Origin of the sequence: Duganella sp. Root336D2 (assembly GCF_001425005.1) — a bacterium.
Lineage (GTDB): Bacteria > Pseudomonadota > Gammaproteobacteria > Burkholderiales > Burkholderiaceae_D > Rugamonas.
In genome coordinates this window covers 389,470-402,510 of the sequence record NZ_LMDB01000012.1, presented here as the reverse complement: position 1 = coordinate 402,510, position 13,041 = coordinate 389,470, and the positions used below count along the sequence as shown (strand labels likewise).

Genomic DNA, 13,041 nt, shown 5'->3' with positions numbered 1-13,041 from the left:
AAGCAGTGAGTTTGAAAAAGAACGCAAATGATAATCATTCTCATTCAATGATGCAAGAAGTATAAGGCAAAAAAGTTAATCTGGTTCAATAATTAACAGCTACCATCACGTTCAGGAGGAGATTCATGGATCACGTGCACCTGATGTCGGTATTTGTGGCGGTGGGCGAACAGGAAAGTTTTGCCGGCGCTTCGCGCACCCTGGATATGTCGCCGGCCGCAATCACACGCGCCATCGCGGCGCTGGAAGAAAAGTTGGGCGCCCAGCTGCTGCAAAGGACCACCCGCAATGTCCGCCTGACCGAAGCCGGCCAGCGTTACCTGGACGATTGCCGCAACATCCTGGCCAGCATCGACGAGGCCAACGACGCCGTCGCAGGCGTCAATTCGACGCCGAAGGGCAACCTGTCGGTCACTGCTTCCGTCCTGTTCGGGAAGAACTTCGTTACCCCCTGCATCGTACAATTCCTGCAGCAGTACCCTGATGTCGACGTGTCGGCCTACTTCCTTGACCGAGTAGTCAACCTGATTGAAGAAGGCATGGACGTTGCCGTGCGCCTGGGCCCCCTGCCCGATTCCAGCATGAAGGCGCTGCGCGTGGGCCAGATGCGGCGCGTCCTGTGTGCCTCCCCCGAATACCTGGCCCGGAACGGCGTGCCGCAACATCCGGAAGAACTGCAACAGCATACGATCATCGCGGCCAGCAATATCACTCCGCGCGTGGAATGGAAGTTCGGCGATGGGGACAATGCCCTAACCGTCCGCATGAAACCGCGCTTCACCGTCACCAGCAACGACTCCGCCATCCGCGCTGCAGTGGACGGCCTTGGCATCTGCCGCCTGCTTTCCTACCAGATGGCGGACGAACTGGCGGCCGGCAAACTGAAGATCATCCTGCCGGAATTCGAAGAGGAGCCGTGGCCGGTACACATCCTGCACCGCGAAAGCAAATACGGCTCCTCCAAGGTCCGCAAGTTTATCGACCTGCTGGCGCAGCACCTTCGGACGCACCCGCACCTGAACTGAGCTTGCCGAGGAAGCTGCCGGTGATGGCAGCGACTTCGTCCAGCTTCGTATCCATCACAAAGTGCCCGCCGTCCAGGACGTGTACTTCCGCCGCAGGGTTGTCGCGTTTGAAGGCCTGCGCGCCCGGCACGGTGAACGCCAGGTCGTGCTTACCCCACACCACCAGGGTCGGCAACCGTCGCTGCTTCAGCCAGGCCTGCCACTCAGGATAGGCCGCCAGGTTGTGCTGGTAGTCGTAAATCAGGTCGGCCTGGATACGCGCCTGGCCCGGGCGATTGAGATAGGCATATTCATCCATCCACAAGTCGGGATCGTACGCGTCGATGGCAGGATCACTGCCGATATGCCTTGCACGCGTCGCAGCCACCGACTGGTGCACGGCGATGACATCCTTCTCGTGCGCCGCACGGTCCGCCCAGAATGGCTTGCGCTTGGCCCACATTGCCCCTAGCCCTTCCTCGTACACATTCCCGTTCTGGAATACCAGCGCCTGCACCGCCTGCGGCCGCGACAGCGCCATGCGCATGCCGACCGGCGCCCCATAATCCTGCATCAGCAGCACGTAGCGTTGTGCACCGACTGCATCGGTGAACTTGTGCATCACCGACGCCAGGTTCTCGAAGGTATAGGCGAACTTGGCTGGATCGGGTGCATCGCTGTTGCCGAAGCCAGGATAGTCCGGCGCCACCAGGTGGTAGCGGTCACCCAGCTTGCGCAGCAGGCCGTCATACATGCGTGAGGAACTTGGCACGCCGTGCAACAGCAGCACCGTGGGTTTGCTGACATCGCCCGCTTCACGATAAGCGATGTTGATGCCATCCACGGCGACCGTGCGGTAAGCGACAGGAGCGGCTTGCGCGGCCCCGGCAAGTGCGAGGGTGGCGGCGGCTACGAGTTTGTTCATGTTGTTCTCCAGTGGGATGTCGATGGCCCCACTTTACCGACGCCAAGGGCCGGGCGGAACGCCGCCATGCGAAATGGATTGTTTCGCTGCGCGTAGTTCCGGCGTCCAAAGGCGCTTCCTACAATCCATCCCATCACAACTATTTTTGAAGGAAGCGAACATGAACACCTCCCGCATCGCCGCATCCCTGGCCCTGGCCTTTGCAGCCGCCACCGCATCCGCCGCCTCAACGGACGTGAGCTACCGCAGCGTGAAAGTCGACGGCGTCAACATCTTCTATCGCGAGGCTGGCCCAAAAGACGCGCCAACCGTACTGCTGCTGCACGGCTTCCCCACGTCATCACAGATGTTCCGTAACCTGATTCCACAGTTGGCCGACCGCTATCATGTCATTGCGCCTGACTACCCTGGTTTCGGGCAAAGCGATGCACCGGCCGTCGACAAATTCCCCTACAGCTTCGATAACCTGGCAAACGTAGTCGACAAATTCACCACCGTCGTCGGCGCATCGAAATACGCTTTGTACGTGCAAGATTACGGCGCCCCGATCGGCTTCCGCCTCGCAGCCGCCCACCCAGAGCGGGTATCTGCCATCGTGGTCCAGAACGGCAATGCCTACGCCGAAGGCCTCGACAACGAGTTCTGGGCGCCGTTCAAGGTCTATTGGGCCGACAGGACCGAGGCGAATGCAGCCAAGCTCAAACCATTCTTCGAGATCGGTGCGACCAAATGGCAATACACACACGGCGCGCGCGACGCCAGCAAGATCAGCCCCGATGCATGGACCGTCGACCAGGCCTATATGGACCGCCCCGGCAACAAGGACATCCAGCTCGAACTGTTCTACAGCTACGGCAGCAACCCGGCGCGCTATCCGGAGTGGCAAGCCTACTTCCGCAAACACCAGCCGCCGATGCTGATCGCCTGGGGCAAGAACGACAAGATCTTCCCCGCCGCCGGCGCAGCACCATACCTGCGCGACCTGCCGAAGGCCGAGCTGCACCTGCTCGACACCGGTCACTTCGCCCTCGAAGAGGACGGCGAGCAAATCGGCAAGCTGATGGGCGATTTTCTGGCGCGCAAGACTAGGTAGCGATATGCAAGGATCTGCGCACGATTGAAATGGCAGTTGCAAATATCTAAATGCTTTTTTAATATTTAATTCGGCCATGGCTTTAATGCCATAAAGCAATCTTCGCAGAACCCTTGAATGAACACCATATCCGATCCCTTATCAGCAACCGGTGAGCTCCACCAAACCAACCGGTTGCTTCGCTTGCGCTTCCCCCATGAAGACGGGCCCGATGCCAGCTTGCTGGCAAATCGCCTTGATGCTGCCGAGGGCGTCTCGCGCGATTTCGAATTCACGGTCGAAGCGATCTCGAGCGATCCCGGCATCGCGCTGAAGGACGTGCTGGGGAAGATGGTCACAATTGAACTGGTGCGTGAAGACCGCAGCTTGCGTTACTTCAACGGTTATGTGTTCGAGTTCCGGCTCTTACGTGCCGATGGCGGCCTGGTCTTCTATGAATTGGTCCTGCGGCCCTGGCTGAGCTATCTCAAGCTGCGGCGGGATCACTACCTGTTCCACGACAAATCCTTGCTTGGGCAAAGCGACGACATCCTGGCAGACTACCCCGTGCGCGACGTTGAGTTCCGTATCAACGGCGAGGATCCCGCATACACCGATGCCTGCCAATATGGCGAAACAGATTACAACTACCTGCACCGACGCTGGGAGCAGCATGGCTGGATGTACTGGTATGAGCATCGGGCCGATGGTCACACACTGGTAGTAACCGATGATTCCACGCAGTCCGCGGCAATCGACGGCCAGCACGCCGAAATACCGTTCCAGAAAGAGGCTGGCGCCACTGAAGACGACGCCTTGGGGGAATGGACTGCGGTGCGCCACCTGGTGCCCGCCAGTTACGCCATGTCGAGCTTCGACTTCAAGAATCCGCGCCCGGTGTTTACCGACCAGCCCAGCATCAACCGGCAGGGCAAAGTCCTGAACAAGGAGATGTACGAATTCACTGGGACGTATGGCTTCCGCAACCAGGGAGAAGGCGATGCGATGACGCGCCTTCGCCTGGAGGAAATCGAAGCAAATGCCAAGCACTTTGAAGGGGCCGGCAATGACCGCACGGTACAACCCGGCCGGCATTTCGAGCTCAAAGGCCATTTCGATGGCGCAGCCGGCGGCGATGCAGCCGCAATGACCTTCCTGATTCTGGAAGCGCGGCATAAAGCCAATAACAACTACCAAGCCGGCAAGCAGGCACGCTCCAGTTACGAGAACTCGATTCGCTGCATCCGCAATACGATTCCCTGGCATCCTGGACGCGGCTTTAATAGCGAGGAACCGCAAGCCTACGGTATGGAAACTGCGCTGGTTGTCGGGCCACCAGGCGAGGAAATCTATACCGACAAATATGGCCGCGTGAGGATCCAGTTCCATTGGGACCGCGACGGCAAATACGACGATAAGAGTTCGGCCTGGGTCCGGGTTGCGACCGCCTGGTCGGGATCGAATTTCGGCATGACGAGCATTCCCCGCATTGGCACGGAAGTCATCATCCAGTTCCTCAATGGGAATCCGGATCGTCCGCTGATCATGGGCATGGTGCCGAACGCCGACACCATGCCGCCTTGGGACCTGCCTGCCAATAAGACGCAGAGCGGCATCCTGTCGCGCTCATCCCCTGGTGGAAGTTACGACCATGCCAATGCCATCCGCTTTGAGGACAAAAAAGGCCAGGAGCAGTTGTGGCTCCACGCCGAGAAAGACCAGCTCACCGAGGTGGAAAACGATGAAGACAAGTGGGTGGGCAATGATCGCCGCAAAACCGTTGACCGCGACGAGACGACCGAGGTAAAGCGTGACCGTACCGAGACCGTCGGCAGGGACGAAACCATCACGGTCCATAACAATCGCAGCGAGCGGGTCGACCACAATGAAACGATCAGCATTGGCGACAATCGGAGCGAGGACGTAGGCAAAGACGAAAAAGTCTCAATTGGCGGCAGCCGCCATGTGACAGTCGGCATGATCAAAACCGAGACAGTGGCGTTGGCCAAAATGCTGACGATCGGCGGTGCCTACCAGACTACCGTCGGCGCCGGCATGAACACCACCGTTGCACTGATGCAGGCGGAGCAGGTTGGCCTTTCAAAGTCGGTGATCGTCGGTAAGAAAACTTCGTTCACTGCGGGCGAAGAGTTCCGCATCGAAGTAGGCGAAAGCGTCTTTGTGATGAAGAAAGACGGGCGAATCGAGATCACGGGCAAGGAAATCATCATTCGGGCATCGAAGAAGATTGAACTGCATGGTGACGATGTCGACACCAACCCAAAAGGGTAATGCCGCCTTGATCCCATCCTTGCCGACACTGCGACTCGACAATCGCACCGAATTTGACGCGCTGCACTTCGATACGCTGGACCAGAACGGCGTAGCGTTCCACGTGATTGTGGCAAAAACCGGATACCGCCTGGTCCCTGGCGAGGCCGGACAAGCGACGCTCGCCCCAACCGATGAACCGCTCCCCCTGTACGACCAGGATCACTACTACGACAATGACCTGGACCACAGCGTTCGCGCGGAAAGCGACCTGGCCCCGTACAAGCCCGTTTGCGACGTCGTGGTAATCGGCGACGCCTGCCCGCCGGCAAATGCAAAGGTTCGTCAATTCGACATTGGCCTGCGTGTCCAGCTTCCCGACACCAAGGCGCCTTTGCCCGAACGCCCGCGGCCGTTGAACCCTATGCAGGCATTGGCACCAGCCGTGTTCGAAGAGTGGCAGGAACAGTTGGCCATTGCAGAAAATACCCGCATCCCCGGCAAAGTCCTGGTCGACAAGACGCTGCATGTAAGCGGCAAGCGCTATTTGCGCCGTCGCCCTGCCCTGCTGCGAGCACTGGGTAGCGTGCTGCGTTTCGCGTCACTAGGTGTGGTAAAGCCTTGCCCGTGGCGCCTGACGCCGGCCGAAGCAGCAACGGCAATCCCATTACGTTATGAAGCAGCTCCCGGCGGCGAGTGCCGCATCGAACGCGCCAGCGGCTTGTCCAAACGGATACCCAAGAAGCATCGCCTGCCGCAAGACCAAGCCGCCAATTACCCGACACCGCCTGGTCCACCCGAAGCGCACGACAGCAGCCAGCGCAATCCGGTGGGCCAGGGCTTCAGCCGTCGCTGGTACCTGGATGCGACGCGCACTTCCGAACTGCCTGCACCCTGCATCGAATATTCCGATGCTCCGCTTACTGCAGAGCTATTCTGGCAAACTGCCAATGGCGGGGAAGCCATGTCCGCGGCCGGCCTGGGATTCGTAGGCCGCGGCTGGCTGCCGCGCCGGCAGCTGGTTGGCAAAGTGGAGGAAAAAAGCGACTGGGGTGAGGACGAATTCCCGCAACTACCGAAAGAGTTTGATTTCCGATACTGGAATGGCGCTCCCGACGACCAGCAATGCCCTCACCTCACCGGCAGTGAACAGTTCACGTTGACCAACCTGGGGCGCGAGAGCTCGGTGTTGGGCCAGGCCGATGCGAGCGGCAACCGCAAGCTCACGTTCGGCCTGCCGCAGCAGTCACTGTTTGCGCTCGGGGCAAATGAGGATGGCGCAGTGGCCGTCATGCCTCTATCCATAGATACCGTTCTGATTGACATGGAATCCGAGCAAGTCGAACTCACGTGGCGCATCGCCATCGTCGCCGATGGCGATTTCGAAGAAGTGAGGTTGATGCACGCAACGGATCCAGCTCAGTTGACACGCCTGAAGGAATGGCAGTCCGGGAAAGAAGATCCCGCGTCCCAAACGAACACCCTGCAGCCTGCATAACCGCTCCATTTACACGCCATGGCTCACGAAACAGTCACCAAATCCGCACGCTTCTATTGCGTCAGCATGACGCCGGACTTTTGCAAAACACCGGTAGGTAGCAGCGTCGCCGTGCTTCCCTATAACATCAAGGGTGAGTTCAAGGGTGCAGAAAGCGTCTCCAAAAGCGTCAAGACGCACAGCGAACCGGTCCTTCTGCACAACAAGAGCTACATCCCCAGTATTACTGGCGACGAACGGGGCACCTTGGGCGGTATCAAGAGCCAGACTTACCTCAAACGCGCCCAACCGATGGAGTTCAGCTCCACGAAGGGTTCGAATGGCGCCCAGACAATCCAGGAATCGCGCTTTGTCTACATGAACGACAAGAACACGGTCGGGCGCATCCAGGAACGCAAGGTGCAAGGAGCTCGTCCACGCTTGAAGATCTTCGGCGTCGAAGTCCCTACGCTGAAGGAAGCAGCACAGGAGTACAAGGACAACATCTCCGAACCGCTGCACGATTTCGGCAATAAGGCCATGGACGTGGGCGGCAAGATCGGAACTGGCAGCGCAGCGCTGGGTGTCGCAGGCGCCGGCGTCGCAGCCACCGGTGTCGGCTTGCCCGCTGCCGCCGCAATGGAAACCGGCGCTGTCGCTGGCGGCATCACCGCGGGCGCGGTAGCCGGCACTGGTTTCGCTGCAGACTCCTCGGCCACCATGCTGGACAACGCCGCGGACTACATCCTTAGCGGCAAAACGCCGGACGTGATGGGCACCTTGGGAGGCATGGCAACCAACGCTGCGGAAAACTTCGTACTGAAAAAGATTCCCGGCGCCAGCGGCTTGCTGAAACGCCTCTTCAAGAAGAAGCAGGCACCAGGCCATACGCCCCCGCCACCGAAAAAGCCGCCCGAGTCGAAAAAGGGCGGCAACGATGGCGACGGCAGGGATGGCGGCAAGACCAAACAGGAAAAGCCGAAGAAGCAGGACAAGCCGGCATCGTGCTGCCCCAAAGATAAAGGTCCGGGGAAGAAGAAAGCCAGCAGCAACAAGCCGGTACACTTCGGCACTGGCGAAGAAATCCTGTACCAGGAAGATTTCGAACTGAGCGGCGCGATTCCCATCATTTGGAGCCGCACCTACCGCTCCGGATCGGAGACTGAGGACTGGAGCATGATGGGCGGACGCTGGGCCCTGCCGTTCAACTCTGGCGTCTCGGTCTGCCGCGAAGGCATCGTTTACCACGATGACACCGGCCGTGCAGTACGCCTGCCCTACCTGGAGATTGGCGCCGAACACGAGCACCGCGGCGAAGGCTTCACCCTTTGTCGCAACAGCGAAGCGATGTTCACCCTTGCATGGCGCAACGGCAACGTCGACACCTTCCATCGCGGTCCGGACGGCGTTCTGCCGCATGGCTATCAAGGCGTCAACGCCATGCTTAAGCCGCGCGACCCTGCGCTTACGCAACGCTTCTACCTGACGCGCGCAGTCGGCCGGAATGGGCGCGGCACCAGCATCCAGCGCTTCTTCGACGCCGCGCCGGATGAAATCCTGCTGCGCGTGTCGACTGACGACGGTTTGCAGGTGGAAGCCTTCCGGGGCCCCCTGCTGCCGGGCGAGGTCGTCTCCGGCCCACAGCGTGCCAGCGCGCGCATCGGGCGCGTCGAGCAAGTATTGGACGAAGAAACCCGCCTTTGCCACGCGCGTTATGACTTCGAAGTGGAGCCTGCCGGCACCGATGCGGCGCTTCCGCAACGCTGGCGCCTGGTACGCCAGTCCAACATCGCCGGCGATGCACGCACCTACGCGTATTCTCACGGCTTGCTCACCGTATGCACCACCTACAGCGGTTTTTCCTACGGCCTGGAATGGGTCAGCCTGGCGCACATTCGAGAACGCTGGGCTGGCAGCAAGCTAAGCGATGCCGAACTTGCCCAACGCCACCCACTCACGCTGGCCAACAGCTACAGCGCGCGCGCAGTACGCACTACCACCGCTGATGGCCGCGACCAGGTGCAAATTGAGTATCGCGATATCGACACCACCATCGTGACAGAGGCCGATGGCGGAAAGCTCGAATACAGTTTCGACCACAATTGGCTGATTACAGAGATTCGCCGCATCGACGCCACAGGAAAGCCAGTATCACTGGGCAAGCGAGAATGGGACAAAGACGGCAAGCTGCTTGCGGACATCGACGCGATGGGCAACGCAAGCCGCTACACGTACGACGCCAAAGGCAACCTGCTGACAGTGACCGACGCCTTGGGCTACGTCACCACACTCGCCTACAACGCGCAAAACCAGCTGATCGCCGAAACTGACGCCCTGGGCCATACGTCGACAATGGAGTACGACGGCCAGGGCAATCTCATTGAAACCAAGGATGCACTCGGCCGCAGTACCCGCTACCGTTACGACTCCAGCGGCCAGTTAATCCAGATTGTCGATGCGCGTGGCGGCATCAAGCAGCTTCACTACGACGCTTCAGGCAGGCTGGCCTCTTACACGGACTGCTCGCAACTGACTACGCGCTACAGCTACGATAACCGTGGCAGCCTGTCGCAGGTCGAAGACGCTGCAGGCCAGCGCACTACCTACCGCTACAATGTAACTGGGGAATTGTCGGAAATAGCTCGCCCAGATGGTACAAGCGAGCACCTGGCCTATGACGCAGAAGGACGCCTCATCGACTACGTCGATCCGAAAGGCCAGCGCACACGCTATGCCTACAACGGTCACGGCTTGCCTGTCGAACGAATGGACGCAAACAACCAGACGATGCGCTACGTCCATGACGAGGCGTTGCGCGTCGTCGAGCTGGTCAACGCGAATAATGAGAGCTATCGCTTCACGTATGACGCAGAGAGCCGGCTCGCCAGCGAAACCGGGTTCGATGGCAAAACAACCAGCTATGAATATGACCGCGCCGGCTATTTGAGCGCCAGCGAAACTGCCGGCAAACGCACCAGCTACGCGCGCGACTCGCTGGGCCAGCTCGATGCCAAAGTTGACGTCGACGGCAGCGTGCGCTATGCCTACGATGCCTTGGGCCGCCTGACTGCCATCCGCAACGCCGGTGCCGATATTCGCTATGCCTACGATCCTGTGGGTCAACTCATTGACGAGCGCACCGCTTATGCCCTGCACAATGTCGCCCTGCCCGATCAGGAAGTGGAATACGACGCCGCATTCACGCTGACACACGCCTATGATGAATTGGGTAACAGGATCCACACCGTCCTGCCCAATGGCCGCTTGGTGGAGATCCAGCGCTACGGTTCGGGTCACTGGCACGGAACCCTGTGGAATGGCAATTCCATCGTAGATATTGAGCGCGACAAGCTGCACCGCGAAACCGAGCGGCTGGCCGGCAACGGCAACGAACGCATGCGGACCGAAAAGCGCTACGATCCGCAATCCCGCTTGACTGCCATCTCCTTGCACAAAGGCGGGCAAGTGCTTCACAAGCAGAATTATGGATACGATCGGGCGGGAAACCTGAGCCAGGTTGACGACGAATTGCGTGGCGTTACCCGCTATACCTACGATCCTGTGGGGCAGATTCGCTCCGCGGTACAGCCGGGCCTCACTGAGCTATTTGAATTTGATCCCGCAGGGAACCTGCTGGACCCTGGCGCCAAAGACAGCACACAAAGCCTGCAAGAACAACCACTGGCTGAGGCTCCTCGGCCGCGCCTGCCAAAAGTCACGCATAACCTGCTGCGCCAGTACATGAATTTTGCTTATCAATACGATGAGCAAGGTAACACCATTCGCAAGTCCATCCATCGGCTGGCCGGCGCCAATGATGCGGGCGAACTGAGCTTTGCTTACGATTCGGAAAACCGGCTCCTGCATGTCAGCCGCGCTTTTGCCAACGCCGACTCCGCTACCATTGTCCATTACCGATACGATGGTTTCGGGCGCCGAATCGCCAAGCACACTGAGCAAGGTGGCGTGACCTTCTACGTTTGGGACGGCGATCAGTTGTGCCACGAAGTGCGGGACGATAAGTCTGTCAGCTATTTGTATGAGCCGGAAAGCTTTGTGCCATTAGCCATGGTCGAAACACCGGTCGGCAGCAAGGAGTACGCATCCCGGCAAACGTTCAGGGCGCCGGTTTCCGCATGGCGCCTGCCGGATGTCGGGGATGCGACAGCGCATTTGGAGGACTGGCAAGCGCATTTGGCAAAGCTCGAAGAGCTACAACACCAGGAACGTTGGAACGCGCGCCGCCAGCAGGCAGCTGAATTATGCGCTTCTGACCGAATTTATCACTATAGCTGCGATCGGCTGGGGACTCCGCAAAGGCTGCATGCCGACGATGGCACGCTGGTTTGGTCCGCCATCTACCGCACCTGGGGCCGCGTGCTCTCCGCCGACCGAGCAATCGTCGCGCAACCATTGCGCTTCCAGGGGCAATACGAGGACGCAGAGACCGGCCTTTACTACAACCGCTATCGCTATTACGATCCGGATTGCGCCCGCTATATCACGCAAGATCCGATCGGTTTGGCTGGAGGTACGAACCTCTATCGCTATGTCGATTCCCCAACTACTTATGTCGACCCGCTAGGCCTATTTGCCACGGCAGCGTATGTCTACGGTGTGGGCAATCGAATCGAAAGCGCAACGGCTACTATTACGCCATCGGACCTCAATACTGGCAGCAATACCAACGCTACATCTCGACGATGGGCACGCAAATTGGGCTGTCCGCTGGATGATGCTGGTCACGTGGTCGGCAATCAGCTAGGCGGGCGCGGAGGGAAGAAGTATGTATTCCCACAGACGTTAGGCGTTAACCGAGGAAGATTCGCGCAGTGGGAAAGCGAAATTGCCGACCAGGTGAGACAAGGCGCAACCGCGTATCTTGACATCAGGCTCATATATAACGGTAATTCAACCCGACCCGACCGTATTGCATACAGCTATACAATTAATGGTCACACCGAGTCGACGGTGTTCCAAAACCCAAGAAATTGTCCATAGGAGAAAAAAGATGTCTGACGTAACTTTGGAAAGTGCGAAAGCAGTGGCAATAGAGTTCTTCCACGAAATGACCGAGTGGGAAAAATGGTGCGCTGAATTTGATATTGATCAACCAAGCGAGGAAACGCACGAAATACGCTTGGCCCGCTTAGAAGCGATATTTAACAAATACCTCACTTCGAAGGCACTCAAGCACAAGCAGTCGCGTTACGAGTTTCTTGACTTTAAGATGCCTCCTGAATTCTCTCGTGGCATTTCCGATGTTGAGCCAGCAGATGGGGGGAAAGTTTGGATCTATAAACCGATTGGCGCAATGAACGGACGGGCACGTTTTCTCATGGAAAACGAAGGCGGCGCTTGGAAGCTGGCGTTGAAGGAGCAAGATCCTGCAAATACCGGTAAATGGAAACGGTATCTAGATCTTTAATAGACAGTATCGGTACCGCTGACGAATTGCTTGAACGTTGTCTGGCTCCATGGGACCGGCGCAATGAACGGGCAAGCACGCTTCTTAATGGCGAATGAAGCCGGCGCCTGGAAGGTGGCGTTGAAGGAACAGGATCCGGCCAACATCGGAAAATGGAAAAGATACCTCGATATCTGATATGACAGCGAAATGGCAACGACTGAAACTATGCTAGGAAATGCAAAGGCCGTGGCAACTGAGTTCTTCCACGAGATGACTGAATGGGAGAAATGGTGTGCTGAATTTGATGTGAATCGGTCAAGCGAGGAAACTCATGAGTTACGCCTCACCCGCCTTGAGGCAATATTCAACAACTATCTCACCGCGAAGGCGCTCAAGCACAAGCAGTCGCGCTACGAGTTCCTTGACTTCGAGATGCCGCCGGAGTTCTCTCACGGCATTTCCAGTGTCGAACCGGCAGAAGGTGGAAAGGTCTGGGTCTATAAGCCGACAGGCATGATGAACGGACGTGCGCGCTTTCTAATGGAGAGCGAAGACGGCACTTGGAAGGTGGCATTTAGGGAAGACGATGTCGCGAATACCGGAAAATGGAGGAAGGCCTTAGATCTATAATCCTTGGCGTAGTCTGTCGACGGATCTCCGGGTCGGCAAAAGACGATATCGGTCCGACGATGACCGCAAGAGCTTTTGAGAGCGGGAGAGATGCGATAACCAAGTTCGATAGGATTGTAGGCGTCGTCGCATCATTTTTGAAGAAGGTGGCCAACGAGAGGCGTGCCTGTCGGGTTCAATTCCTACTTCGCGAGGAAACGCAAGCCGAGCATCTGCAGGCTCTGCGCGATATTTGCGAAGAGCCTCAACATT

General features: G+C 58.3%; 8 protein-coding genes. 7 read left to right on the top strand and 1 reads right to left on the bottom strand.

The window, feature by feature from the left end; all coding sequences use genetic code 11:
* The first annotated feature begins 125 nt into the window (after positions 1 to 125).
* Positions 126 to 1,025, top strand: coding sequence for a LysR family transcriptional regulator (locus ASD07_RS11980; protein ID WP_055929924.1), 900 nt, complete (start codon positions 126 to 128; stop codon positions 1,023 to 1,025).
* Here ASD07_RS11980 and ASD07_RS11975 read toward each other — a convergent pair.
* Positions 976 to 1,929, bottom strand: a complete 954-nt coding sequence (locus ASD07_RS11975) for an alpha/beta fold hydrolase (RefSeq protein WP_055929920.1) — start codon at positions 1,927 to 1,929, stop codon at positions 976 to 978. The genes ASD07_RS11980 and ASD07_RS11975 overlap by 50 nt on opposite strands.
* Before the next feature lie 160 nt (positions 1,930 to 2,089).
* On the opposite strand from ASD07_RS11975, the gene ASD07_RS11970 reads away from it, so the two are divergent.
* From ASD07_RS11970 to ASD07_RS11945, 6 genes are all read left to right on the top strand, one after another.
* Positions 2,090 to 3,022, top strand: a complete 933-nt coding sequence (locus ASD07_RS11970) for an alpha/beta fold hydrolase (protein WP_055929916.1) — start codon at positions 2,090 to 2,092, stop codon at positions 3,020 to 3,022.
* 183 nt (positions 3,023 to 3,205) lie between these two features.
* Positions 3,206 to 5,293: a type VI secretion system Vgr family protein gene (locus ASD07_RS11965; protein ID WP_229207124.1), complete on the top strand. Its 2,088-nt coding sequence runs from the start codon at positions 3,206 to 3,208 to the stop codon at positions 5,291 to 5,293.
* The gene (locus tag ASD07_RS11960; protein WP_162246554.1) at positions 5,268 to 6,770 is read left to right on the top strand and encodes a DUF2169 domain-containing protein; all 1,503 of its coding nucleotides are present in this window, start codon (positions 5,268 to 5,270) and stop codon (positions 6,768 to 6,770) included. The genes ASD07_RS11965 and ASD07_RS11960 overlap by 26 nt, the downstream gene beginning before the upstream one ends.
* 18 nt (positions 6,771 to 6,788) lie before the next feature.
* Positions 6,789 to 11,750, top strand: coding sequence for an RHS repeat-associated core domain-containing protein (locus ASD07_RS11955; protein ID WP_082507274.1), 4,962 nt, complete (start codon positions 6,789 to 6,791; stop codon positions 11,748 to 11,750).
* A 10-nt stretch (positions 11,751 to 11,760) separates the two neighbouring features.
* Positions 11,761 to 12,177, top strand: a complete 417-nt coding sequence (locus tag ASD07_RS11950) for an NTF2 fold immunity protein (protein ID WP_055929905.1) — start codon at positions 11,761 to 11,763, stop codon at positions 12,175 to 12,177.
* A 189-nt stretch (positions 12,178 to 12,366) separates the two neighbouring features.
* Positions 12,367 to 12,789 (top strand): NTF2 fold immunity protein, encoded by a 423-nt coding sequence (locus ASD07_RS11945; protein WP_055929902.1) that lies wholly within the window; start codon positions 12,367 to 12,369, stop codon positions 12,787 to 12,789.
* Positions 12,790 to 13,041: the final 252 nt, after the last annotated feature.

What these genes read in the sequence shown, in the direction of transcription:
- ASD07_RS11950 (WP_055929905.1), top strand. Translation starts at nt 11,761, where the DNA reads ATGTCTGACGTAACTTTGGAAAGTGCGAAAGCAGTGGCAATAGAGTTC.
- ASD07_RS11980 (WP_055929924.1), top strand. Translation starts at nt 126, where the DNA reads ATGGATCACGTGCACCTGATGTCGGTATTTGTGGCGGTGGGCGAACAG.
- ASD07_RS11955 (WP_082507274.1), top strand. Translation starts at nt 6,789, where the DNA reads ATGGCTCACGAAACAGTCACCAAATCCGCACGCTTCTATTGCGTCAGC.
- ASD07_RS11960 (WP_162246554.1), top strand. Translation starts at nt 5,268, where the DNA reads ATGTCGACACCAACCCAAAAGGGTAATGCCGCCTTGATCCCATCCTTG.
- ASD07_RS11975 (WP_055929920.1), bottom strand. Translation starts at nt 1,929, where the DNA reads ATGAACAAACTCGTAGCCGCCGCCACCCTCGCACTTGCCGGGGCCGCG.
- ASD07_RS11970 (WP_055929916.1), top strand. Translation starts at nt 2,090, where the DNA reads ATGAACACCTCCCGCATCGCCGCATCCCTGGCCCTGGCCTTTGCAGCC.
- ASD07_RS11945 (WP_055929902.1), top strand. Translation starts at nt 12,367, where the DNA reads ATGGCAACGACTGAAACTATGCTAGGAAATGCAAAGGCCGTGGCAACT.